Source organism: Marinobacter sp. 1-3A (genome assembly GCF_016597775.1).
Taxonomy (GTDB): domain Bacteria; phylum Pseudomonadota; class Gammaproteobacteria; order Pseudomonadales; family Oleiphilaceae; genus Marinobacter; species Marinobacter xiaoshiensis.
This window is the reverse complement of sequence record NZ_VCGZ01000004.1, coordinates 388,602-410,975: the sequence shown is the minus strand read 5'-3', so window position 1 is coordinate 410,975 and position 22,374 is coordinate 388,602. Positions and strand designations below refer to the sequence as shown.

Below are 22,374 nucleotides of genomic sequence, written 5' to 3'. Positions count from 1 at the left end.
AAGTCGCCAGGTCAGAAATTGCGAGCCCGTTGGGCCAACGACACTGAATCCGGAAAAATGCGCCGTAGAAAAAGACGCGGCTTAAACACAGAAACAGTGTCAACTATCTTGAAAAACACCGGCTGGTTCCCATCACTCCCGAAGATTTAGAGTATTTCCCCGTTTGGCCGCACCCTGAGTATGCTCAAAGGATTGTAGATGAGCATTTCCCTGGCCATCATGCGGTAGAGATACCACTTGAAGAATTTCTATCTCATTGGCTGCCAACCTTTGAGGCTGACAATGTAAAGGTCGCGGTATTTCCGAATAAAGAGTGGGTGTTCTGGGTTATGGAACCGGCTGACTTGGCGCAATGCCTGAGAGATGAGGCCGCTCAGTATGAGTAAAAAGCATAACCATCGCAGGCACGGCGACGTCTTTTCCATTGCGGCTTCGCCTCCATTCCAAAGCCGCGCATGCTGCGGGCGTTAAATTTTTTTGGCGCACCTTTGTCGACTATGATGTAATACATTGTAGTCATCAAATTTGAGGGTCCAGCCATGAGCGTCACTACAGTTCGCCTTCAGGCAGAAGTTGAGAAAAATCTTGATGCGATCGCCAGTAGGCTCCACCGGAGCAAAGGTTGGGTGATCAATCAGGCATTGTCGGAGTACATAGCAAAGCAACAGCTTGAACAAGAGCGTTGGAAGCAAACGCTGGAGGCAATGGAATCTGCTGCCCAAGGTAAGGTGGTTGATGCCAGCGAAGTTCATAGCTGGCTCAATAGTTGGGGAACTGAAAACGAGCAGGATGCACCGAGGTCGTGTAAGTGAAACTGGTTTATACGGACGAAGCCATTGAAGATTTGAAGCGCCTCAGGGAATTTATCGCCATCCACAATCCGTCAGCAGCTGCCAGGATAGCCACTGAACTGGTTGGTAGGATCGAGTTGCTACCAGGTTTCTCCAAAATCGGCACACCAGTTGAAATGGCTCCGGTACCTGACTCTGTCCGAGATATGGTTTTCGGCAAGTACGTCGTTCGATATTCGGTTCATACCAGCGCCATCATTATTCTTCGGGTATGGCATGGCTTGGAAGGTGAACGATAGCAATTTAACCAAGCGCGACACTCAGATGCCTTAGCCTCCGCTTCGCTGCGTCAAAGTCACCGGTGCGCTCGGCGTTGTGTGTATTTCTCCACAGGCCATAGAAGGGATTCAGATGACTCATCATTTCGGTTCTTGTCTGTGCGGCACCGCTAGCTTTGAGGTAACAGGGGGCTTCGATTGCTTTTACCTGTGCCATTGCAAGCATTGCCAAAAAGATACGGGTTCGGCTCATGCAGCAAATCTATTCTCCCAGTCAGCTAAATTGGTCTGGCGGACAGGTGCAGATGCTGTGACCTCGTATACGCTTCCAGGCACTCGTCATAACAAAAGCTTTTGTAAGTTGTGTGGCTCAGCATTGCCCAGCACCCAGACCCCTGGCTTGCTTGTTGTTCCCGCAGGGTGCTTGGACAGTGAAATCTCTATGGCACCGACAGCGCACATTTTTTCATCCAGCAAAGCTGTTTGGGATGAGGCGTTAGGGGAGGTCCCAGCGTTCGAGGGGCTGCCAGCTTGACCTACCATCACACGAAAGAAGCTAAGGAATAGGCAAGAAAGCTAAAAAAGTTACAAGAGAAAGCGGATGGATTTAACTATATACAAAGATCTATTAACCGAACTCCGCTTAGCTGCAGGAAGGTTTGAAGGCCCATCCGAAGCAGATAGTGAAGCGCTGGAAGAAGACTTTTCAGAGATCCTGGAATCTATCGATATTAATAAATGGAGTACCAATACTGACGGAACAGTGAAGTCTATTGATGCTCTATTGCGTGAGCTGGCCGAGGCTAACCGTAATTTAGACAAACAAAAATGTATTGAATCCCTCTCCATGATCAGGGTGGCGCTTTCTGATATAGAAAGCTCGTTTTCAAATACTCTTGATAGTATGGAAAAGTTAGTATTATCAATACGAGATGCATAACAAGACCATTCAGCATCATTTTGCACTCTCTCGTCAGCCTTGCGCTCTAAAAAATTCCATGAAAGGGTTTAAACATGAACTTAAGGCTTACCGGCAGCATTGGGACATTTTTTCTCGTCGTCTTGGGGCTGATGTATAACGTTGGCCAATTCAGCGTTGCAGATTTCTTTATATTCCTTGGCCTTGGGACTGTTGCTGGCTTAATCGCATGGTTTAAGCTGTTTAAGCCAAACCCCCATCGGCAAGGCCGATAAAAGCATAACCATGCGCTTCGCCACCAACATTCAGAACACTCAGCCAAGCTTTTCTTTCTGTACTTCACCGCGAATGACTATCTGGCCGCTGTAAGGTGAAGGCTTGGCCTCCTCCATGTCGGTCTGGTCTGATTTACGGTCAGCCAGGCTGGCATTTGCGGGCAGAGCGGCCACGGCAAACAGGGAGGCGAGTGTAATAAGTGCAAATTTACGCATGTCTGTATCTCCAGAGTAAGTAGGTTTGAACAGTTCGCTGAATCTCCGGGTGTTCCGGGATCAGATGCAGCGAAGTATGCGGCTCTGGAGCAAGCTTGAATAATTGGTAAACGGTATAGCCTACATCACGCAGATTGATGTGAGGGCTGGTTTATCTGGTGTTGAAGCCGTCAAAACGATCTCTATTATACGAATTAATGCTTATACATAACTCTGAGTGATGTATTGAATACGATGCTTTGATTAGTCCTGTTCCTGCAGTTTCATAAAAATACAAGCCAACTTGGTTCCGATTCATCACTTCTCGGAGTTGGCTATGCGCTTTCAACACATCACATCTCTTTTGGCTGCCGCCGCTTTTTCGTTCTCAGCTCCGGCACAATCTGCTGACTCTGTGTTGGCGGTGTCTTCCGATAACGATCTTTTTGCTCCGACCCAAACCGACCGGGACTACACCGCCGGGCTGGCGGTCACCTACTCGTCAAATTCCCGGGACTTTCTCAACAACCCGGCAGCTCGGGTGAGCCAGAGCCTGGATAAGCTCGTGCTTCCTCATAGTGATGCACAGGTTGAAAAGCCAGAGAGTCAGGCGCTGGAGTTTGGTGCCTATGGTTTTACGCCAGAGGAAATCAAGGCGTCAGCGGTTGATAGGAACGACCGTCCATACAGCAGCCTTGTGTATTTGTCTTCCAGCCAGAGCTATCGGGCGGCTGCCGGCAATGCCGGCTGGACAACCTCGCTCACGGTGGGAATGCTCGGATTGGATGTGTTCAAGTCTGCTCAGAACGCGGTTCACAAAGTGGTAGGCAGCGACCGGGCGAACGGCTGGGAGCATCAGATTTCAAACGGCGGTGAGCCTACCTTCCGTTATTCTGCCGCTTACCATCAGTACCTGGATGCGAGCGTGCCAGACCGTCAGCTCAAGGTGACCTATTTCGGCTCGGTGGGTTACTTAACGGAGTTTGGTGCCGCGCTGGTGTTCCGAAGTGGCCTGATCTCGTCGCCGGATAATCGATTCAACCCGGAGCTGATGGCGTATGGCGAGCGCGCACCGGGGGTGGCGGCTCATGGCGGGCGGGAAAATTACTTCTGGGGAGGCCTATCGGTCAAAGCTCGTGCCTATAACGCTTTTTTGCAAGGGCAGTTCCGGGATTCAGAGCATGAGCTGAGCGCCAGCGACCTCAATGTGCTGCTGGCGGAAGTCTGGGCCGGATACACCCACAGTTTTGTGGCTGGCATCGAGCTGAGCTACGTGTTGCGCGTGCAAAGCTCGGAAATCAAGCAGGGTACCGGCGACCGTACCCTGGCCTGGGGTGGCCTGGTGTTCAGCAAGCGTTTGTAATGCAGAAATCAATGCCCGTAAGTGATTGCGGTGAAGCCACGCGCAGGCCAGACTTACCGGATACGGATTGCCGGGAAGCCAGAATGCGAACGCAAGAGCTGCAACTGCTGTACATTTTTGATGCCATAATGACTGAGCGTTCGATCACCCGGGCGGCAGAACGGCTGGCCATGACCCAGCCTGCGGTGTCTAACGCGGTATCCAGAATGCGCCAGATCTGGAACGACCCACTGTTTGTTCGCAAAGGCCGCAACATAGAGCCAACTTCTTATGCGCTTAGCCTTTGGGACCAGGTGAGTGAGCCTATGTACACGCTCACTAACGCGGTTAGCGCCACCCAGTTTGATCCGGCCAGCTCAAAGCGTACTTTTCGCATAGCCGTCACCGATGTGATTACAGAAATGATCTGGCGACAGTTGATTCAGCTGTTAGAGCAGGAGGCGCCGGGGGTTGATCTGCATGCGGTACCCTACACTATGGAGCGCACCCACCAGGATTTACGTGAGGCCCATGTTGATCTGGCCATAGGCATGCTCAGTCATCACGACCACAGCCTGCGTAGCACCTGGCTGTTAGAGAGTGGTTATGCTCTGGCGATGCGGTATGATCATCCGCTGGCGGGTCGGCCGATCACTCTGGAGGAGTTCACCAGCGCACGGCATTTGTTGGTGAGCATGTCGGGCGATGCTCACGGATTTGTTGATAGCTATCTTGATCAGAAGGGGCTTGGCCGGCGTATAGCGGCCACGGTAAACCACTTTTCCATTGTGCCTCAGTTGCTCAGGGAGTCCGACCTGATTGCGGCCGTGCCACAGCTGATCACTCAGGATTGCGGCTTTCTGGACGGCCTGTGGCTGGGCGAGCTGCCATTTTCAGTGGACCCGACCAGTCTTTACCTCATCTGGCACAACCGCCACGACCGTGACCCGGGCATTGTGTGGTTGCGGGAACACCTTGAAACACTGATGCAGGCACGCGGGCAGGAAATTATGGCCCAAGCACCTTGCGGCTGAGCCACCTGGCCAGCCAAATCCTTGATCGCTGTAAATTCCTCTATAATGTGTGCCCTGGTTCATTCAGCCTGGAGGCACACTATTACTGTTTCACTACCCCGCTTGTATTCCTTCCGACGTTGCCCTTACGCCATGCGTGCCCGGCTCGGAATCCTGTTTGCCGAAATGAAGGTGGAGCTGCGCGAGATAGTGCTGAAAAACAAGCCAGCGCAGATGTTGGCTATCAGCCCTAAAGGTACGGTTCCCGTACTGGAGCTGGCAGCAGATGACAGCTCTACCCGGCCGGTTATCGAGGAAAGCCGGGAAATACTTGAATGGGCTCTGCAGCAGAATGATCCCCAAGGTTTGCTAGGCACCGATTTGGTCAGTGCTAACGCTCTGATCGACCGCAACGACAACGAATTCAAACATTGGTTAGATCGCTATAAATACGCCGATCGCCATCCAGAATTGAGCCAACTGGAGTACCGGCAGCAGGGCGAGGTGTTTTTGCAGGCGTTAGAGAATTTACTGGCCCAAAATAGCTATCTGCTTGGGGATAGCATCAGTATCGCAGATGTGGGCATCATGCCCTTTGTGCGCCAGTTCGCCCATGTAGACCGGGACGTTTTTTACAGCCTGCCATATCCAAGTCTGCAGCAATGGCTGAGAGGCTGGCTGGAACACCCGGTATTCTTGCAGGCCATGGTCAAGTTTCAGCCCTGGCAGGAAGGCGATGAGTTGGTGATATTTCCAAGCGACACCCCAAAGGAGGATAAGCGTAAGATGAACACAGCCCCTGAATCCTATCCCATCGGAACCCCCGGCACGCCTTGGGGTGATGAGGAACGCGCCGAGTGGTTGTCCCGACAGAGCCATCAACGCAGCTATGAAGCTGAGGTGTTGAGTGTGATCGAAGGCCTGGGCTCCCGCTTCGATGTGGAAGAGTATGGCCGCCTGAACTATGGCTCTGAGAGCTATCCCTTGATGGCGATCCGAAGCCGCGACTGGCGCGACGATTTGCCAGTTGTCCTGATTACCGGCGGGGTCCATGGCTATGAAACCAGCGGTGTGCATGGCGCGCTGCAGTTCGTGGATCAGCACGGGGAAGATTACGCGGGCCGCATCAACTTGCTGGTCGCCCCTTGTGTTAGCCCCTGGGCATACGAGCGCATTCATCGCTGGAACGCAGATGCCATCGACCCGAACCGCTCCTTCCATCAAAACAGCGCAGCAGGGGAGTCGGCAGCACTTATGCAGCTGGTGGAGCCGATCCGCGACCGTGTGGTTTTGCACATGGACTTGCACGAGACGACCGATACCGACGAAAGCGAGTTTCGCCCTGCGTTGGCAGCCCGGGATGGCAAACCATTCGAGCGGGGTGAGATTCCCGATGGCTTCTACCTGGTGGATGACAGCGAGAACCCGCAGCCAGAATTCCAGCAGGCGTTGATCAAGGCGGTGGAGCAGGTTACCCATATTGCTCCGGCTGATGCCAAAGGCGAGATTTTCGGTTCACCAGTGGTTGCCCGGGGTGTTATTCAGTATCCGCTTACACAGTTGGGATTGTGCGCCAGTATTACTAGTGCTCCCTACAAAACCACCACCGAAGTCTATCCCGACAGCGCCAGCGTGACCCCTGAGCAATGCAATGCCGCACAGGTGGCAACGGTGTGTGCGGGGATTGATTACGCGCTGGCTTCCAGCGGTCTCAAGTCGTAAGTACGCTATGAAGTTTAAGAATGCGGTTGTTTATGAAGGGCGGGTAAGTCGCGCTGAATCTCAGCAGTGACCTTGAGTAATTCTTCCAAAACCTGGTTCTGGCTTTTATGCTCGCCTTGAATAATCACATCTGCGTAGCGGGTATATAGCTCGTACCGCTCGGCAAACAAGTCTTCCAGGGATTGGTCCGGGCGCTTTGAAATACCTCTCAGGCTGAAGTCGCCGATGCGTTGACGCACCGCAGTGAGAGAAATATCGAGGAATACAACAATACTGTTTTGCTTGAGGTGCCGCATTGCGCGGTCGCTGTATACGGCGCTGCCGCCGGTTGCTATTACCTGGCCAGTCACATCCAGGCTGCACAACACCTGCTCTTCGATGCGGCGCAAGGCCTGGTAGCCTTCGCCATCAACAATGGCCTGTAACGTACTGCCAGTCTGTGATTGGATCAAAAGATCCGTATCCACAAACCCCAAGGCGGCAGCCTTGGCCAAAAGAACGCCCAGGGTGCTTTTGCCCGAGCCGGGCATTCCTATCAAGACAACATTATTCAGCGGCGAAAGCACAGTAACCTTACCAGTAAACAGGTTGGCGGCTTGAAGGTAAACACACTGGGGTTGACCCCAAGCCTGCTGGGTTAATTCCCTAGAACATTTGTTTCATTTTTCTTGGATTTTTTGGCCGCTTTCTTTTCCTTTGCAGTTAAAAGCGGTTTCTTCTTGGTGTCCTTTTTCTTGTCTTGTCCTTTACTCATGACATATACCTCAATAATCGATGCACTGAAGTTCAATGCAAGCTGCTATGCAGCGATATCAGTATGGCCTCTATGCTGAACAACGGAAAGGAGTTGTTATGAGGAAATAGTGGAGAAACCAATTAATTCGTAGTCTCACCTATGTTGTATGGGCGAACTGTGTCAGGCTCATCGGCCGAATATGCAGGCAAGGAAGTATGGCCCGAATGACCAAGAAAAAGAGTTCCGCCCTTTGGCATCCACGATTTTGGCCCTCGTGGGCGATCGTATTCGTGCTGTACCTAATGTCTTTGTTGCCCATGGCATCCAAGCAACGCTTTGGCGCGCGCCTAGGTCGGTTTCTGAGCCGCAAACTTAAATCCCGGGCTCGGGTCGCTAACCGGAATCTCGAGGTCTGTTTTCCTGAACTGGATGAGACCGACCGCAAACAGCTGGTGGAAGATAATTTTGTAGCATGCACCCGCGGCTTTCTGGAAAGCACGCATGCATGGTGGCGGGATATGTCTCCCTGTTATGGAAAAACTGAGGTGCAGGGATTGGAGCATCTCAGGGAAGCCCAGGAAAAGGGCAAAGGCGTGCTACTGATCGGTGGTCACTACAGCATTTTTGATTTCGCGTTACCGCTTGTTTCCTGCCACTTGAGCAACCCGGGTTATGTATACCGGCCTAATAATAATCCGGTTATTGATCGTATGATCGAAAAGGGCCGTCGTCGTCATTTCGGTATTCGCCCGTTTACCAAGCGCGAGTTGCGGCCAATGGTGACTTTCCTGAAGAAGGGAGGCGAAGTCTGGTTTGCCTGTGACCAGGATTTTGGCAACAAAACCGAGCTGTATGTGCCCTTTTTTGGAGTGGAAACCGGGTGCATTACATCCCCGAGCTATATTGCCAAGGTTTCCGGTGCCTCGGTTATTTGCGTAAGCCACCTTCGGATGCCTGATGGAAGCTACCGCGTGGTGTTCTCGCCAATACAGGAGGGTTTTGGGGTCGATAGCCGCAAGGATACGGAAGTCTGGAACCGATATATTGAAGACACTATTCGCAAACTGCCTGATCAGTACCTGTGGTTGCACAAGCGCTTTAAATCCCGCCCCGAGGGCGTGAGTAAAGTTTATTGAGTAGTGACCAGATAACAACGTGAGACCCATGTCTGTATGCGAGTGACAAAGGTTTGAATATGCTGTTAGCTTAGCATGATAATAGATGTATTAGCTTTGTTCCGGGTTTGCAGTGTCAATAAACAGGCTGGAGAAGAATATGTCGCAATCAGGCGGTAGTGTTTACACCAAAAGCCAACTCATGGTTGTGCAGGGTGTTGTCGGAGATTTGAGCAAGCACTGGGGGTGGCTCCTGGCGCTGGGTATTTTATTTATAGTGCTGGGAACCGTTGCTCTGGGAATGAGTGTTGCCGTAACGGTTGCAACAGTGCTCTTTTTTGGTGTGCTGCTGGCGATTGGTGGTGTTTTCCAGATTATTGAGGCGTTTAAATGCCGGGGCTGGAAAAGTATTCTGATGCACGTTCTGATAGCGCTGCTCTATATAGTTGCCGGCGTTAGTATGATAACCGAGCCAGTGGCTGGCTCCCTGGTGCTCACGGCGTTACTGGGTGGCGTTTTTGTTGCGACCGGTCTTTTGCGGATTGTAATGGGCTACCACTTGAAGGGCACTGGTCTGCGCTGGGGTTGGATGGTATTCGCTGGCGTTGTCTCGCTGGTCCTGGGCGGCATGATTTTCTTTCAGTGGCCCATGTCCGCGCTCTGGGTGATCGGCCTGCTGATTGCCATTGAAATGATCTTCCACGGCTGGGCGTATGTAATGATCGCCCTGGCACTGAAAACCGTTCGGTAAAGCCGGTGCGCTGTCCGGCTTGTTTCTGAACGGATTACAGAGGGTGCGAGAATGTCACCGGTTTTCCTGAAAATAGCTGGCTTGCTCGCCATTGGTATGGCTGTATTCGGGCTGCTCACTGGTAAGGTGCCAGCCGGAACCAGAGGTTTTAAAACCAATTACTACCACCGAAACGAAAACCCCTTTCTGTTTTATGGTTTTATCGTCATTTACCTGGTTATCGGAATGGCTGTACTCGTTAATTCCGGCTAATACCCGGCGCTTTACTTGCCCAGCAACTCTCCCACCGGGCGCAGGTTTACCACGTGATCACAAAGGGATTTTATGATCATTAATATGGGGGTGGCGATGATCAGCCCTACAGGGCCCCAAAGCCAACCCCAGAACAGAAGCCCGATGAAAATCACTACCGGGTTGAGGCTCGAAACCTGGCTGGTTAACCAGGGTGTTAACAAGTACCCCTGAATGCTGGTGATGGCCAAAGAAATACCCGCCACAATGATGGCAGTATTAACCTCGCCAAACTGGATAAAGGCGGCAATACCGGTGCCCACAAATACCAGAAAAGGCCCCAGGTAGGGCACGGCACTGGCAACACCCGCAACCACGCCCCAGAGCATGGCCTGTTCTACCCCCAGGGCTACGAAAGCCAGCCAGGTCAGTACGCCCACAAACAGCGCGCCAAGCAGCATCACGAAGAGAAAACGTCGTACCTGGTGGTGAAAATCATTCATGATTCGCGCGGCCTTGCGCATTCGTCCAAATGAAGGCCCGGAGATTTTGACGATCTTGCGCTTGTACAGGGGACCCACCGCCAGAATGAAATACACCAGTAACAGTACGGAGAAAAACTGGGAAACCATGACCAGTGCAGCAGGTGAGTTCCGCAGAACGTACTCTTCAACATCCATGGGTTGATCCACCACCCGCACGGGTGTGATGCCCTGATGTGCCGGGTGGTCGTCGCTTTGCCCCTGTGCAGCAGACTCTTCAATTTTCTTCGCTGCCGCCTGGGCCTTGTCAATGAGGCCCTCCTCTTGCTTTGGAGACCGGGCCTCGTTACGTTGAAAGTCACTAATGGCCACGGGGACTTTATCCAGTATGGCCATGGCTTCACGTTGCAGGGGAATGCTTGCAGCCGCGATAACGCTCAATAGTGAAACCAGAATGATAGCGGCACTGAGTGGCCTGGGAATTCTGAAACGGTCGAGAGCTGAAACTAGGGTGTCCAGGGCGTAACTGATCAGCACAGCCACCGTCAGTGGCAGCAGCACGGCCTGGGCCCAGCTAATAAAAAAGAGTGAGGCGATGCTGGTGAGCACAACCAGCGATATGCTGCGAATGTTTACGGCCTCAATCAGTGCCTTCGCAGGTATTTCGTTGATGTCGGCATTACTCGGGCTGAACTTACTCTGTTCGTCGCGTGCCATAGTGTCCATTGAGAGAGTTGTCAGTTTTAGATTCCACTAAGTGTAGACTGCTGCAGCGGCGCGCGAGCAAAAGCAACAGAGTTGTAATAGAACGCTTTTGTTTTGCGTCGCGATAACACCCCCTCTTATAATCCTCGCTACTGTGATGTGATCGGCATCTCACCTTGAGCTCTCCCTTGCAAATAAAAAAAGGAATACAAAATGTTGAAATTTGGCTCTTTGATGGCTGTTGCTGCAGCGACTTTGTTGCTCAGCTCTGCGGCGAACGCTCAATACAAAGATGAGTACACGGTCTCTACGGTTTTGCCGTCGGCGTTCCCTTGGGGACAGGCTGCCGATAAATGGGTTGAGCTGGTAAAAGAGCGCTCGGAAGGGCGCATTAACATGAAGATTTACAGCAACTCCCAGTTGGTATCTGGAGACCAGACCAAAGAGTTTTCAGCCATGCGCTCGGGGCTGATTGATATGGCCGTGGGTTCAACCATTAACTGGTCGCCCCAGGTGCCTGAACTGAACCTCTTCTCCCTTCCGTTCCTCATGCCCGATAACGCCGCCATTGATGCCATTACTCAGGGTGAGGCGGGCAAAGCTGTATTCAAGGCCATCGAAAAGCGTGGTGTAACGCCGTTGGCCTGGGGCGAGAATGGCTTCCGGGAGTTGTCTAACTCTAAGCTTGCGATTAGTGAACCCTCCGATCTGGAAGGCCTGAAAATTCGGGTTGTGGGCTCGCCTTTGTTCCAGGATACGTTTACAGCCCTGGGTGCCAACCCAACCCAAATGAGCTGGGCAGATGCCAAGCCAGCACTGACTACGGGTGCTGTAGATGGCCAGGAAAACCCTCTCTCTGTGTTTGATGTGGCACGTATCGACCAGGTAGGACAGGAGCACCTCACACTGTGGCATTACATGGCCGACCCGCTGGTGTTTGCAGTTAGCAACCGTGTATGGGCTCAGTTCAGTGCAGAAGACCAGGCTCTGCTGAAGCAGGCGGCGGTGGACGCAGGTCAGTGGGAAATTGAAAAATCCCGCGCTGAGCTGGCGGATACACTGCAAGCCATCAAGGATCGCGGAGTGACGGTTACCGAGCTGACCCGGGAACAGCACGATGCATTTGTGAACGCCACACTGTCTGTTTATAAAAAGTGGACACCGCGCATTGGTGAAGACCTGGTAAAACAGGCTCAAGCGGCCGTAGCCAACCGTAAACAGTAATAGCCTGTGGTATCAGCGCTCGCCTGTGCGTGGCGAGTGCTGATACCGGAACCGGAGTATTCATGCCGTCCCGACCCCCGAAGTTCCGACCGGAAGCCTGGTTGGCATCCGTTGCCCTGATTACCATTTGCCTGATCAGTCTTGGGAATGTGATTGTTCGTTACACCACGGATGCTTCCTTTGCGTTCACCGAGGAATTTTCGGTGTTTCTGTTGGTGTTGCTTACCTTTGGTGGAGCTGCGGTTGCGGCTCGCAACAATCAGCACATTCGCATTGAATTGATTGAACACCATTTGCCGCCCGCCGCGTTAAAAGGGCTTTTTGTTCTGCAATGGCTTGCGGGTGTTGCGGTCATGGGTGTTACCACTTGGTACGGAAGTATTTTTGCGATGCAGGAATACGATTGGGAGTCCTTGTCGCCGGGATTGGGCTTGCCGAACTGGATTTATGTGATCTGGTTGCCTGTGTTATCGGGTGCAATCATTATTCGCATGACTCAAAACTTTATTGATCGCCTTCGCGGAAAAAAAGACCCGGAGGTGATTCATGAGTCCTGATATTTTGATGATCGGCAGTTTTCTGTTGGCGCTGCTTTTGGGTGTCCCGGTTGCTATAGCTCTGGGATTGGGTGGGTTGGTGGGCATAGTATCCGGGCTGTCTCCGGATATGCTTGCCACCTTTGGCACCAACACCTACAACAGTGTGTCCAAGTACCCGCTGATTGCGATCCCCTTGTTTATTCTCACCGGCCTCATTTTTGAGCGCGCGGGTGTGGCTGCCAGCCTGGTGCGCTTTGCCCAAGCGATTATAGGGCCGCGGCATGGCAGCCTTACGGTTGTGGCGGTACTGGTTTGCCTGATTATGGGCGGCATGAGCGGCTCAGGGCCTGCAGATGCGGCGGCTGTGGCCATGGTTATGCTACCCAGCATGCGCAAAGCGGGTTATCCACAGCCATTTTCTGCTGCACTTATTGCAGCCTCGTCGTCTACTGCGATACTGATTCCGCCATCCATAGCCCTGATTCTGTACTCCATTGTGGTACCGGGCGTGGATCTGCGTGCCTTGTTTGCCGCGGGTTTGTTCCCGGGCATTCTGGCGGGCTTGTCTCTGCTGGTGCCAGCACTGTACCTCGCCCGTAAATACGGTTGGGAAAACCCCGAGGAATCTGAGCGCCCGCCTTTTTGGCCCAGTTTCAAAGCGGCACTGCCAGCACTTTTTGCGCCTGTTATTATTCTGGGTGGTTTGCGCTCTGGCTTGTTTACGCCCACCGAAGCCGCGGTGGTAGCGGTAACATATGGCGTAATTGTAGGCACGCTTGTTTACCGTAACCTTAGCTTCCGTAACCTGTTTGATTTGATGACCGATGCGGCGGTGACATCCGGTGTGGTTATGCTAATCATTGCGCTGGCGGGGATTTTTGCCTGGGCAGGGACAACGCTGGGCACCTTCCAGCATCTGGCCGATGCACTTTTATCGCTCTCTGAAAACGGTTGGGTATTGCTGGGGCTGGTTATGGTACTGGTGTTAATTGCCGGTATGCTGCTGGATGCCATATCGATTTACCTGATTCTTATCCCCATCGTACTGCCTTTGATGAATCACTTTGGCTGGAACCCTGTATGGTTTGGCATTCTGTTAGCTATGAACATCGCCATTGGCCAGTTTACGCCGCCGGTAGCGGTTAACCTGATGGTTACAACACGTATTGCTAATATTCGCCTGGAACATACCATTGGGTGGGCGCTGGTGTTTATTGCTGCCATGAGCGTAAGTCTTTTGCTGGTCATGCTCATTCCTGGCATCGCGCTCTGGCTTCCAGAGCAGCTTGGCTATGTAGTTGGGCCTTGGTAAAAGGCAGGTTTAGCCAAGTAATTGGACGCTATAGGTAAATGCTATCGCGAGATTGAATTTAATCAATTTCACTTAAGTTTCCGCGTTGGTTAGTATTAATACCGTAGATTCATCAACATACAAACGAACCAAAGGAGAAAATTCCATGGGCGTGATTAACAGCGAAATCAAACCGTTTAACGCAACCGCCTTCAAACAGGGCGAGTTTGTTGAAATTTCTGAAGCAGATGTGAAAGGCAAGTGGGCGATCTTCTTCTTCTACCCAGCCGACTTCACCTTTGTATGTCCTACTGAGCTGGGCGACGTAGCAGATCACTACGAAGAGCTACAGAAGCTGGGCGTTGAAGTATTCTCTGTGTCTACCGACACTCACTTCACCCACAAAGCATGGCACGACAGCTCTGAGACCATCGGTAAGATCAACTACTACATGGTTGGCGACCAGACCGGCACAATCACCAACAACTTTGGTGTAATGCGTGAAGGTCAGGGCCTTGCAGACCGCGCTACTTTCCTGATCGATCCGGATGGAATCATTCAGGCAATGGAAATCACTGCTGAAGGTATTGGCCGTGATGCAGACGATCTGATGCGTAAAGTTAAAGCCGCTCAGTACGTTCGCAACAACCCAGGCGAAGTGTGCCCGGCAGCGTGGAAGGAAGGCGAAGCTACTCTGTCTCCTTCACTGGATCTGGTTGGTAAGATCTAAGCAGCCCTTTAACCGGGAAGCGAAAAGTTCAGGCTCTATCTATAAGGGCCTGTAACTAAAAGAAAACCCCGGGTCAGTTCAAGAACCCGGGGTTTTCTGTATCTGCGGCGTACGAATTTGGTCTAGTTTTCTACTGTATCAACGCCATACTGGGAGCCGCGGGCTTTCAGTCGATAGAACTCTTCAATAACACCCGCCATGGCATCTGGGCAATAGGGGCGAAGGCCCCCTAAAACAAGGCGCTTGGATACTTCACCTACTGGTTTGCCATCGGAGTTCAGCCGGTACTCAAGGGTGACATTCCCGCGTTTTCCGCTGTCTTCCAAATCAGCGTTATGCAGTTCCAGTTCGGGTGATGATGCATCCAGGCTATCCAGAGCAAGGCTCATGCTTTCGTACATCACCATGGGGCGATCCGGGTTGAACATCACACCCTTCGATTCCATCAGTGGTTTGAGCGTGTGAGGAAAGTTTTTACCGGAGGCTGCCACGTAGCAGCGGATAAACTCCTCAATAACCTGCTCATCCCTGGTTGTTTCGCCGCTGCGGGTGACTTCCATATAGACCTTGCCATTCTGGTCACACACTTCGATGGTTTCATCACCGATTTCCCGGAATTCCAGGGGCACACCGTCACCAAGCAGGGCACGGAAGTGAAAGGTCATGGATCGGGACAGGCCGAAACGCGACACCACTACGGCAAAAAGCAGATCTCCGGGAACGCAGAACCGGCGCGCATCGGGATCGTGGATCGGGTTGAAATCTTCGGCCACCTCTTTGGCAAACTGGCTGGCCTGAGATGCGGAGATGTGTACGCGTCCGTCCTGAATTGTATAAAAGCGGTCTGGAAACATGTGCTCTTGGTCCTGAGTGCAATGGGTAACGCCACAACGTCTTGGAGCATGGTACCGGGGTCTGGCGCGTATGGGTATGCGCTATTTGTCCATTCGCCTTGGCAGAAACGCTATCAGGCGTTTTTGAGTGCGTTTCAAGATAATCAGTCAATAGTATTCTGCTATCAATCAGTTTGGATCAATTGATTTGAGCATTTTGTTGCCAGGCCGTATCGTTATGTCATACCCCAAACAAAGCTTACTTCGAACTCTAAATCCGAAGTATCAGTTGAAAGATTTCAAAAGGAGAATTCCTATATGTTGGATGCAAATATCAAGCAGCAACTGCAAGCCTACCTGGAAAAACTGCAGCAGCCGATTGAGCTGGTAGCAGCATACGATGATGGTGCCAAATCACAGGAGTTACGGGAACTCCTGGAAGAAATAGAGACTATGTCCGAGAAGATCAGCCTGCGCACGGACGAGTCGAATGACGTACGTCGTCCGTCCTTTGCCATCAATCGCGTGGGCACCGAAATGGGTGTCCGGTTCGCGGGCATTCCCATGGGCCATGAGTTTACCTCGCTGGTTCTGGCTTTGTTACAGGTTGGTGGCCACCCATCCAAGGCTTCTCAGGATGTGATTGAGCAGGTTCAGCAGCTGGATGGCGAGTTTGAGTTTGAAACCTACTTCTCGCTGTCGTGCCAGAACTGTCCTGATGTGGTTCAGGCTCTGAATCTGATGAGCGTTCTCAACCCGAATATTCGCCACACGTCTATTGACGGCGCCCTGTTTCAGGACGAAGTGGAAAAGCGTGAGGTTATGTCGGTACCCAGCGTTTACCTGAACGGTGAGCCATGGGGCCAGGGGCGTATGACCCTGGAAGAGATTGTCGCAAAGCTGGATACCAAATCGGACGAGCGTGAAGCTGAGAAGATCAACGAGAAAGACACCTTTGAAGTACTGGTGATTGGTGGTGGCCCCGCTGGTTCAGCCGCTGCTATTTACGCCGCTCGTAAGGGTATCTCCACTGGCATCGCGGCGGAGCGCTTTGGTGGCCAGGTGGCAGACACCATGAGCATCGAAAACCTGATTTCTGTGCCTTACACCGAAGGCCCGAAGCTGGTTGCGGCTATGGAGCAGCACGTTAAAGAGTACGACGTGGATATCATGAACATGCAGGTGGCGGAGAAGCTGATTCCGGCAGCCAAGCGTGGTGAGCCCCATGAGGTTCGTCTGGCCAATGGTGCATCGCTCAAGGCTCGCACCGTTGTGCTGTCTACCGGTGCGCGCTGGCGTCAGCTGGGTGTTCCCGGTGAAGACGAATACCGCAACAAGGGTGTGGCCTACTGCCCGCACTGTGATGGTCCCCTGTTCAAGGGCAAGCACGTTGCAGTGATTGGTGGTGGTAACTCAGGCGTGGAAGCCGCTATCGACCTGGCTGGCCTGGTTGGCCATGTAACACTGATCGAGTTTGGCGATGAAATGCGCGCAGACGAAGTGTTGCAGAAGAAGCTGCGCAGCCTGAAGAACGTGGACATCATTACCTCTGGCCAGACTACTGAAGTGGTTGGTGAGAATGGCAGGGTAAGCGGCTTGAACTACACAGACCGCAAGACAGGTGAAAATCACCATGTAGCACTTGAAGGTGTGTTCGTTCAGATTGGCTTGGTGCCAAACACTGAGTGGCTGAAAGGCGACATTGAGCTGAGCCAGCACGGCGAGATCATCATTAACGACCGCAATGAAACCTCGATTCCGGGTGTGTTTGCGGCAGGTGATGCCACCACAGTGCCCTACAAGCAGATTGTGATATCCATGGGCGAAGGCTCAAAAGCAGCACTGAGTGCTTTTGATTTCCTGATCCGCAACTCTGTGGAATAAGAGGGAAGCTATAGCCGGGGTCTATGCCCCGGCTATGGTCTGACAAGCTCTGTAAACGGCATTCGCTTTGATAGGCGAGTGCCGTTTTGCATTTCAGTTCCCTGAAATATCCTGCACCAGGCTGCCTTCGATGGCATCTGGCGCTTTACCATCCGGAAACAGGTGTCCGTAAGCGGCTTTTATTCCAGACAGAATGAATTCGTGGGGAACATCGTCGAAAACGCCATGATCGTTCACGTATTCCATGTGGGCTTCGCCGGCTTCGGTGTATTCCTGGAAAATCGAGTCGTTAACACCATCAAATTCCAGAGGCTCAACCTTCATCAGCTCGCACAGGCGTTTATCGAAAGCCGGGGTGGCCTTTATCCATTTGCCGTTGAGGTACAGCTCGATAAATCCGTGCATGCGAAAAATATCCGAGCGCAGCCATTCAATGAGTTTTGGGCTTGATAGGTGATTTCGCACATCGGCAAGGCCCAGGCGGCTTGGTATACCAACGGATCGCGTAGCGGCGCCGAGCAATACTGCTTTGGGAATGCAGTAGCTTTCAGCTGTTTTCAAAGCATGGCTGGCACTGAAGGTTTCGGGCTCCGGGCGAAAAACGTAAGGGTTGTAGCTTACGCTGTCCCGAACGGCGAGATACAGGGCTTTCGCTTGCTCTACCTTGTCGTCAGGTACGCCTTCCAATTGGGTGGCAATCCAGGCCTTCAGTTCGGGCTGGTTGTAATCGAAATACTCTGTGGGCTGGAGGTAGCGTTCCATTGTTGTTGTCTATCCAGTTGGGTAACAGGTCTCCGATCATCTCTGATTAGCTTGCTACACGCAATAACGATATCCATCACCCTGAGTGCCCAAATGGATCATTCGCTAGCCTTCGATGATTCACTCCTTTCTTGGCTTATTGGCCTCGCCTGAGTTCATAGACACACATGTTGACCGCAGAGGCCAGGTTCAGGGATTCGATCTCGCCATTGCCAGCAATGGTGTAGGGTTTTGCGGCCATCTGTGTCAGGGCTTCCTGCGGCACCCCCCGGGCTTCGTTGCCGAACAGGTAGCAGTCGTGCTGGCGGAATGATTCTGTGGTGAGCCTGTCGCCGTTCAGATCGAGGCAGGCGATAGAGCTATAGCGGCTGGACAGGCTTGCCAGCGGTACCTCGGTTTCCAGAGCTGTGTGGAAGATCGCACCCATGCTGGCGCGCACCACTTTCGGGTTGTAGGGGTCGACACTGCCGGGGCTGAGCAGGCAGCGAAACCCGCCAAACCAGGCCAGGGTGCGTAAAATAGTGCCGAGGTTGCCCGGGTCCTGAACTTCGTGCAGGTAAATGGCTTGTTCGCCGGGCTCGGTAACGGGCTCAGCTGCGTTAGCCGGCATGGGCACGACCGCTAAAATCCCCTGGGGCGTGCGGGTGTCGGCAAGCTGGGCCATCTGGCGGTCGTTAATGAGATGGGTTTTAAACGGGCCAGACCAATGCTCATACGCGTCGGTCACATACAGCTCTGATGCCCTCAGCGCGGGCTGACTGGTGGCAGCCTTTTGCAGTTCCAGCACCAGATGCTCGCCTTCAACCAGATAATGACCCAGCGCCTGACGGTACTTTTTCTGGTGCAGTTTTTTAATATCGTCCAGCTTCACGATGGGGTTCCCGAAACGGCTCCGCTGTTGCTTTCCAGATCGTCCAGCATGGCCAGTGCCAGTGCTTCGGCAACCTTGATGCCGTCCACGCCGGCTGAAAGAATGCCACCAGCATAGCCTGCGCCTTCGCCAGCAGGGTACAGGCCACGAGTGTTCAGGCTCTGCAGGCTGGTGCGATCCCGGGTGATGCGTACTGGTGAGGAGGTGCGGGTTTCTATGCCAGTGAGAACGGCATCTTTTCGGTCAAAGCCCCGGATCTGCCTGCCAAAATTTGGCAGAGCCTCGCGGATGGCTTCGATGGCATAGGGAGGTAGGGATGGCACCAGATCGCCCAGTTTGACGCCGGGCTTGTAGGAAGGCTCAACCTCGCCCAGCTCGGTGGAAGGTATGCGTTTGATGAAATCTCCCACCAGCTGGGCGGGGGCACAGTAATCACTGCCGCCGAGTGTATAGGCCCGGGATTCCAGCGCTTCCTGAAACTCCACACCGGCCAGCGGGCCGCCGGGGAAGTCTTCTTCCGGGTGCACGGCCACTACTATGCCGGCATTGGCGTTACGCTCGTTTCGGGAGTACTGGCTCATGCCATTGGTGACGACCCGGCCCGGTTCTGAAGTCGCAGCCACCACCGTGCCCCCTGGGCACATACAGAAGCTGTAGACGGCGCGCCCGTTGCTGGCGTGGTACACCAGTTTGTAGTCTGCCGCCCCCAGGGCGGGGTGCCCGGCGTATTTGCCCAAGCGGGCATTATCAATCAGCGATTGCGGATGCTCGATGCGAAAGCCAATGGCAAAGGGTTTGGCTTCAAGAAACACATCGTTTTGCTGGAGCATGCGGAAGGTATCCCGCGCGCTGTGACCAAGGGCCATAATCACGTATCGACTGTTCAGCCGTTCACCGCTGGCCAGTTCCACACCTTCAACGCGGCCATTCTGTATGAGCAGGTCGGTGACTTTGCTTTCGAAGCGGATTTCGCCGCCAAGACGGATGATTTCCTCACGCATTTTGGCCACCACGCCGGTCAGCCGGAAAGTGCCAATATGGGGCTTGCTCACATAGAGTATTTCTTCCGGTGCACCGGCCCGGATAAATTCATGCATTACCTTGCGGCCGTAGAACTTGGGATCTTTGATCTGGCTGTAGAGCTTGCCATCCGAGAACAACCCTGCGCCGCCTTCGCCAAACTGCACGTTGGATTCTGGCGACAGGGTTTTATTCCGCCAGAGGGCCCAGGTGTCCTTGGTGCGGCGGCGAACGTCGGGTCCGCGCTCTAACACAATGGGCCGGAAGCCCATCTGGGCCAGAATCAGGGCGGCAAACAGGCCGCATGGGCCCAGGCCTATCACGATTGGGCGCTCGGTCAGGTCAGAGGGCGCCTGAGCGACTGGATAATAGGCGGTGTCGGGTGCTTGCCGCACGTGTTGGTCTTTTTCGAAGCGGGCCAGAATGGCGTCTTCGTTACGCGCGCTCAGATCAATAATGTAAACGAATTTGATCTCGGTATTCTTCTTGCGGGCATCGTAGCTGCGCTTGAATACGGTGAAGTCCACCAAATCGGCGTCGCCGATGCCCAGCCGTTCAAGGATGGCGGCCCGCAAGGCACTTTCGGGGTGGTCCAATGGCAGTGCCAGTTCGGTAAGGCGGATCATAGTCTGTCCTGCCCGGGTAGGCCGCTGTGGGCGGATCATTTGCCGGGTATAAAGGGATCGGAACGTGTTGCGGTAATTGTACGTGCGCCGGGCCCGGATGTCAGGGTTTTGCCGCAAGCGGGCCAGCCACGTAGAATGGGCGGTCGACTTCCTTTTTTGATGAGTTCTTATGGCACGTTCCAAAAGCAGTGGCCGCTGGCTTGATGAGCACGTAAACGATCCCTTCGTGAAGCAGGCGCAGGTAGACGGCTATCGCTCACGGGCAAGCTACAAGCTTCTTGAAATCAACAAGAAGGACAAGCTGATTCACCCCAACATGGTGGTGATGGATCTGGGCTCTGCGCCGGGCGGCTGGTCACAAGTGGCGGCCAACCTGGTGGGCCACAAGGGCAGAGTTTTGGCTTCGGATATTCTGCCGATGGATACCATTGCCGGTGTGGAGTTTGTTCAGGGAGATTTCACCGAAGACTCGGTCTTTGAGGCCATTATGGAAGCGCTCGGCGACAGCCGGGTGGATGTGGTGATTTCCGATATGGCTCCAAACATCAGCGGCGTTACTGTGACTGATCAGGCCTCCTCCATGTACCTGGTGGAACTGGCACTGGATATGGCCAGCCAGGTGTTGAAGCCCAAGGGCAGCTTTATAGCCAAGGTGTTCCAGGGCGAAGGTTACGACGAGTACCTGAAAGCGGCCAGAGTGGTCTTTGACAAGGTGGTGGTGCGCAAGCCGGACTCTTCCCGCGCCCGTTCCCGGGAAGTGTACGTTGTGGGCAAGGGCTTCAAGGGCTGAGTCTGCCGGTCTATTGGGCAAAAAAAGGGGGCACCTGACGTTTCAGGGCCCCGCAAAAAGGAAACAGTGTTAGCTTACAGGCTTGCGTGAAGCACCCGGCGGCACACATCCGGCGTGACATCACCATGCTCACCAAGCGCTGTCATGCCGTGGCTTTCCAGGCTCTTGATCAGTGGCTCAATGTGCTCTTCGCCAAGGTCGTAGTCGCCAAGGCGGGTTTTAACGCCCAGTGATTCAAAGAAGTCCTGGGTTTTGGCAATCGCGGCTTCGGCTTTCTTTTCAGCACTCCCCTCACGAATACCCCAAACCCGTTCGCCGTATTGAACCAGCTTGTCGAGTTTGGATGCCTTGCGCTCACGCAGCATCGACGGCAATACAATGGCCAGAGTCTGGGCGTGATCAAGGTTGTGCAGCGCAGTCAGCTCATGGCCCAGCATGTGCGTGGCCCAATCCTGGGGTACGCCACTGCCAATCAGACCATTCAGGGCCAGTGTTGCGGTCCACATCAGGCTGGCTCTGACCTGATAATTATCTGGCTCAGCCAGAGCTTGCGCGCCAATCTCGGTGAGCGTCAGCAGCAGGCCTTCGGCAAAACGATCCTGCACCGGCGCTTGAGCCGGGTAGGTCAGGTATTGCTCGATCACATGAACGAATGCATCGACAACCCCATTGCCCACCTGACGCAGCGGCAGGGTGTAGGTTTTCGTTGGATCAAGGATTGAGAACTGCGGGAACACAAGGTCGCTTTGGAACGGTAGCTTTGCCTTCAGGGAGCGACGGGTTACAACGCCGCCCTTATTCATTTCAGAGCCAGTGGCAGGAAGCGTGAGCACCGAACCAAAGGGCAGGGCACGCTTAATATTGCGGCCACCTTTGAGCAGGATATCCCACTCGTCACCTTCGAAAACGGCGGCTGCCGCAACAAATTTGGTGCCATCGATGACCGACCCGCCGCCTACGGCGAGCAGAAAATCTATGTTCTGTTCGCGTACCTGTATAACCGCGTTCATCAAGGTTTCGAAGCTCGGGTTTGGCTCAATGCCGCCAAACTCGGTCACCGTCCGGTCGCCGAGTGCCTTGGTAACTTCATCCAGCGTACCTGTGCGGCGTGCACTTTCGCCACCAAACAGAACGAGTACCTTGGCGTCTTTGGGTACCAGTTTGTCGAGCTCCGCAATTTTACCTTCGCCAAAGGCGATACGGGTTGGGTTGTAAAAGTTGAAGTTATTCACATGGAATCCTTAATGTT

Annotated in this window: 24 protein-coding genes and 1 pseudogene; 17 read left to right on the top strand and 8 right to left on the bottom strand. The window is 53.4% G+C overall.

Annotated features, from left to right (window positions below; genetic code table 11):
• The first annotated feature begins 122 nt into the window (after positions 1 to 122).
• The 5 genes from FE848_RS19045 to FE848_RS09045 all read left to right on the top strand — a co-directional run bounded on the left by FE848_RS19045 (position 123) and on the right by FE848_RS09045 (position 2,009).
• Positions 123 to 386, top strand: coding sequence for a DUF2750 domain-containing protein (locus FE848_RS19045; protein WP_227715269.1), 264 nt, complete (start codon positions 123 to 125; stop codon positions 384 to 386).
• 153 nt (positions 387 to 539) lie between these two features.
• Positions 540 to 812, top strand: a complete 273-nt coding sequence (locus tag FE848_RS09060; RefSeq protein ID WP_200202457.1) for a CopG family ribbon-helix-helix protein — start codon at positions 540 to 542, stop codon at positions 810 to 812.
• Positions 809 to 1,090: a type II toxin-antitoxin system RelE/ParE family toxin gene (locus FE848_RS09055; RefSeq protein ID WP_200202456.1), complete on the top strand. Its 282-nt coding sequence runs from the start codon at positions 809 to 811 to the stop codon at positions 1,088 to 1,090. The genes FE848_RS09060 and FE848_RS09055 overlap by 4 nt, the downstream gene beginning before the upstream one ends.
• A gap of 112 nt (positions 1,091 to 1,202) precedes the next feature.
• Positions 1,203 to 1,604, top strand: a complete 402-nt coding sequence (locus tag FE848_RS09050; RefSeq protein ID WP_200202455.1) for a GFA family protein — start codon at positions 1,203 to 1,205, stop codon at positions 1,602 to 1,604.
• A 66-nt stretch (positions 1,605 to 1,670) separates the two neighbouring features.
• On the top strand, positions 1,671 to 2,009 hold the full coding sequence (locus FE848_RS09045; RefSeq protein WP_200202454.1) for a hypothetical protein: 339 nt from the start codon (positions 1,671 to 1,673) through the stop codon (positions 2,007 to 2,009).
• Positions 2,010 to 2,302: 293 nt separating this feature from the next.
• Here the strand turns inward: FE848_RS09045 and FE848_RS09040 are convergent, their stop codons facing one another.
• Complete coding sequence (locus FE848_RS09040; protein WP_200202453.1) at positions 2,303 to 2,479, bottom strand: hypothetical protein; 177 nt, start codon at positions 2,477 to 2,479, stop codon at positions 2,303 to 2,305.
• Between the two features lie 316 nt (positions 2,480 to 2,795).
• Here FE848_RS09040 and FE848_RS09035 point away from each other — a divergent pair, with 316 nt between their 5' ends.
• From FE848_RS09035 to FE848_RS09025, 3 genes and pseudogenes are all read left to right on the top strand, one after another.
• The gene (locus FE848_RS09035) at positions 2,796 to 3,821 is read left to right on the top strand and encodes a lipid A deacylase LpxR family protein (protein ID WP_200202452.1); all 1,026 of its coding nucleotides are present in this window, start codon (positions 2,796 to 2,798) and stop codon (positions 3,819 to 3,821) included.
• Between the two features lie 83 nt (positions 3,822 to 3,904).
• The gene (locus FE848_RS09030; protein WP_200202485.1) at positions 3,905 to 4,834 is read left to right on the top strand and encodes a LysR family transcriptional regulator; all 930 of its coding nucleotides are present in this window, start codon (positions 3,905 to 3,907) and stop codon (positions 4,832 to 4,834) included.
• Between the two features lie 45 nt (positions 4,835 to 4,879).
• Positions 4,880 to 5,527: pseudogene (locus FE848_RS09025) on the top strand (glutathione S-transferase); the annotation flags it as partial.
• Between the two features lie 1,022 nt (positions 5,528 to 6,549).
• On the opposite strand, the gene FE848_RS09015 reads toward FE848_RS09025, so the two are convergent.
• Positions 6,550 to 7,065, bottom strand: coding sequence for a shikimate kinase (locus FE848_RS09015; protein WP_200202451.1), 516 nt, complete (start codon positions 7,063 to 7,065; stop codon positions 6,550 to 6,552).
• A 430-nt stretch (positions 7,066 to 7,495) separates the two neighbouring features.
• Here FE848_RS09015 and FE848_RS09010 point away from each other — a divergent pair, with 430 nt between their 5' ends.
• The 3 genes from FE848_RS09010 (at position 7,496) to FE848_RS09000 (ending at position 9,389) form a co-directional block, all read left to right on the top strand.
• Positions 7,496 to 8,407: a hypothetical protein gene (locus tag FE848_RS09010; RefSeq protein WP_227715246.1), complete on the top strand. Its 912-nt coding sequence runs from the start codon at positions 7,496 to 7,498 to the stop codon at positions 8,405 to 8,407.
• 139 nt (positions 8,408 to 8,546) lie between these two features.
• The gene (locus tag FE848_RS09005) at positions 8,547 to 9,137 is read left to right on the top strand and encodes an HdeD family acid-resistance protein (protein WP_200202449.1); all 591 of its coding nucleotides are present in this window, start codon (positions 8,547 to 8,549) and stop codon (positions 9,135 to 9,137) included.
• Positions 9,138 to 9,188: 51 nt separating this feature from the next.
• Positions 9,189 to 9,389 carry a hypothetical protein gene (locus FE848_RS09000; RefSeq protein WP_200202448.1) on the top strand — a complete coding sequence of 67 codons (201 nt, stop codon included), beginning with the start codon at positions 9,189 to 9,191 and terminating at the stop codon, positions 9,387 to 9,389.
• Between the two features lie 11 nt (positions 9,390 to 9,400).
• On the opposite strand, the gene FE848_RS08995 is transcribed toward FE848_RS09000, so the two are convergent.
• Entirely contained in the window at positions 9,401 to 10,576 is a 1,176-nt protein-coding gene (locus FE848_RS08995; protein WP_227715245.1) for an AI-2E family transporter, read from the bottom strand.
• Between the two features lie 192 nt (positions 10,577 to 10,768).
• On the opposite strand from FE848_RS08995, the gene FE848_RS08990 reads away from it, so the two are divergent.
• The 4 genes from FE848_RS08990 (at position 10,769) to ahpC (ending at position 14,339) form a co-directional block, all read left to right on the top strand.
• Positions 10,769 to 11,779 (top strand): DctP family TRAP transporter solute-binding subunit, encoded by a 1,011-nt coding sequence (locus tag FE848_RS08990; RefSeq protein ID WP_200202447.1) that lies wholly within the window; start codon positions 10,769 to 10,771, stop codon positions 11,777 to 11,779.
• 62 nt (positions 11,780 to 11,841) lie between these two features.
• Entirely contained in the window at positions 11,842 to 12,336 is a 495-nt protein-coding gene (locus FE848_RS08985; protein WP_200202446.1) for a TRAP transporter small permease, read from the top strand.
• Positions 12,326 to 13,630: a TRAP transporter large permease gene (locus tag FE848_RS08980; RefSeq protein ID WP_200202445.1), complete on the top strand. Its 1,305-nt coding sequence runs from the start codon at positions 12,326 to 12,328 to the stop codon at positions 13,628 to 13,630. The genes FE848_RS08985 and FE848_RS08980 overlap by 11 nt, the downstream gene beginning before the upstream one ends.
• Positions 13,631 to 13,775: 145 nt before the next feature.
• Positions 13,776 to 14,339: an alkyl hydroperoxide reductase subunit C gene (gene ahpC, locus FE848_RS08975; protein ID WP_200202444.1), complete on the top strand. Its 564-nt coding sequence runs from the start codon at positions 13,776 to 13,778 to the stop codon at positions 14,337 to 14,339.
• Positions 14,340 to 14,461: 122 nt separating this feature from the next.
• On the opposite strand, the gene FE848_RS08970 is transcribed toward ahpC, so the two are convergent.
• Positions 14,462 to 15,193, bottom strand: a complete 732-nt coding sequence (locus tag FE848_RS08970) for a DUF3581 domain-containing protein (RefSeq protein WP_200202443.1) — start codon at positions 15,191 to 15,193, stop codon at positions 14,462 to 14,464.
• 297 nt (positions 15,194 to 15,490) lie between these two features.
• On the opposite strand from FE848_RS08970, the gene ahpF reads away from it, so the two are divergent.
• Complete coding sequence (ahpF, locus tag FE848_RS08965) at positions 15,491 to 17,056, top strand: alkyl hydroperoxide reductase subunit F (RefSeq protein WP_200202442.1); 1,566 nt, start codon at positions 15,491 to 15,493, stop codon at positions 17,054 to 17,056.
• Positions 17,057 to 17,149: 93 nt separating this feature from the next.
• Here ahpF and FE848_RS08960 read toward each other — a convergent pair whose 3' ends face one another.
• The 3 genes from FE848_RS08960 to FE848_RS08950 all read right to left on the bottom strand — a co-directional run bounded on the left by FE848_RS08960 (position 17,150) and on the right by FE848_RS08950 (position 20,335).
• Positions 17,150 to 17,818, bottom strand: coding sequence for a transglutaminase-like domain-containing protein (locus FE848_RS08960; protein WP_200202441.1), 669 nt, complete (start codon positions 17,816 to 17,818; stop codon positions 17,150 to 17,152).
• Between the two features lie 136 nt (positions 17,819 to 17,954).
• A complete protein-coding gene (locus FE848_RS08955) occupies positions 17,955 to 18,689 on the bottom strand; it encodes a TrmH family RNA methyltransferase (protein ID WP_200202440.1) in 735 nt (244 codons plus the stop codon).
• Entirely contained in the window at positions 18,686 to 20,335 is a 1,650-nt protein-coding gene (locus tag FE848_RS08950) for an NAD(P)/FAD-dependent oxidoreductase (RefSeq protein ID WP_200202439.1), read from the bottom strand. Before FE848_RS08950 ends, FE848_RS08955 begins: the two co-directional genes overlap by 4 nt.
• A 169-nt stretch (positions 20,336 to 20,504) precedes the next feature.
• On the opposite strand from FE848_RS08950, the gene rlmE reads away from it, so the two are divergent.
• The gene (gene rlmE, locus FE848_RS08945; RefSeq protein WP_200202438.1) at positions 20,505 to 21,125 is read left to right on the top strand and encodes a 23S rRNA (uridine(2552)-2'-O)-methyltransferase RlmE; all 621 of its coding nucleotides are present in this window, start codon (positions 20,505 to 20,507) and stop codon (positions 21,123 to 21,125) included.
• A gap of 74 nt (positions 21,126 to 21,199) precedes the next feature.
• Here the strand turns inward: rlmE and FE848_RS08940 are convergent, their stop codons facing one another.
• Positions 21,200 to 22,357: an iron-containing alcohol dehydrogenase gene (locus FE848_RS08940; RefSeq protein ID WP_200202437.1), complete on the bottom strand. Its 1,158-nt coding sequence runs from the start codon at positions 22,355 to 22,357 to the stop codon at positions 21,200 to 21,202.
• Between the last annotated feature and the right edge of the window lie 17 nt (positions 22,358 to 22,374).

Coding starts and splice junctions, on each gene's coding strand:
- FE848_RS09030 (WP_200202485.1), top strand. CDS start 3,905: ATGCGAACGCAAGAGCTGCAACTGCTGTACATTTTTGATGCCATAATG.
- FE848_RS08990 (WP_200202447.1), top strand. CDS start 10,769: ATGTTGAAATTTGGCTCTTTGATGGCTGTTGCTGCAGCGACTTTGTTG.
- FE848_RS09050 (WP_200202455.1), top strand. CDS start 1,203: ATGACTCATCATTTCGGTTCTTGTCTGTGCGGCACCGCTAGCTTTGAG.
- FE848_RS09000 (WP_200202448.1), top strand. CDS start 9,189: ATGTCACCGGTTTTCCTGAAAATAGCTGGCTTGCTCGCCATTGGTATG.
- FE848_RS08970 (WP_200202443.1), bottom strand. CDS start 15,193: ATGTTTCCAGACCGCTTTTATACAATTCAGGACGGACGCGTACACATC.
- FE848_RS08960 (WP_200202441.1), bottom strand. CDS start 17,818: ATGGAACGCTACCTCCAGCCCACAGAGTATTTCGATTACAACCAGCCC.
- FE848_RS08980 (WP_200202445.1), top strand. CDS start 12,326: ATGAGTCCTGATATTTTGATGATCGGCAGTTTTCTGTTGGCGCTGCTT.
- FE848_RS09045 (WP_200202454.1), top strand. CDS start 1,671: ATGGATTTAACTATATACAAAGATCTATTAACCGAACTCCGCTTAGCT.
- FE848_RS09010 (WP_227715246.1), top strand. CDS start 7,496: ATGACCAAGAAAAAGAGTTCCGCCCTTTGGCATCCACGATTTTGGCCC.
- ahpC (WP_200202444.1), top strand. CDS start 13,776: ATGGGCGTGATTAACAGCGAAATCAAACCGTTTAACGCAACCGCCTTC.
- FE848_RS09060 (WP_200202457.1), top strand. CDS start 540: ATGAGCGTCACTACAGTTCGCCTTCAGGCAGAAGTTGAGAAAAATCTT.
- FE848_RS08950 (WP_200202439.1), bottom strand. CDS start 20,335: ATGATCCGCCTTACCGAACTGGCACTGCCATTGGACCACCCCGAAAGT.
- FE848_RS08995 (WP_227715245.1), bottom strand. CDS start 10,576: ATGGACACTATGGCACGCGACGAACAGAGTAAGTTCAGCCCGAGTAAT.
- FE848_RS09005 (WP_200202449.1), top strand. CDS start 8,547: ATGTCGCAATCAGGCGGTAGTGTTTACACCAAAAGCCAACTCATGGTT.
- rlmE (WP_200202438.1), top strand. CDS start 20,505: ATGGCACGTTCCAAAAGCAGTGGCCGCTGGCTTGATGAGCACGTAAAC.
- FE848_RS09035 (WP_200202452.1), top strand. CDS start 2,796: ATGCGCTTTCAACACATCACATCTCTTTTGGCTGCCGCCGCTTTTTCG.
- FE848_RS09040 (WP_200202453.1), bottom strand. CDS start 2,479: ATGCGTAAATTTGCACTTATTACACTCGCCTCCCTGTTTGCCGTGGCC.
- ahpF (WP_200202442.1), top strand. CDS start 15,491: ATGTTGGATGCAAATATCAAGCAGCAACTGCAAGCCTACCTGGAAAAA.
- FE848_RS09015 (WP_200202451.1), bottom strand. CDS start 7,065: ATGCCCGGCTCGGGCAAAAGCACCCTGGGCGTTCTTTTGGCCAAGGCT.
- FE848_RS08985 (WP_200202446.1), top strand. CDS start 11,842: ATGCCGTCCCGACCCCCGAAGTTCCGACCGGAAGCCTGGTTGGCATCC.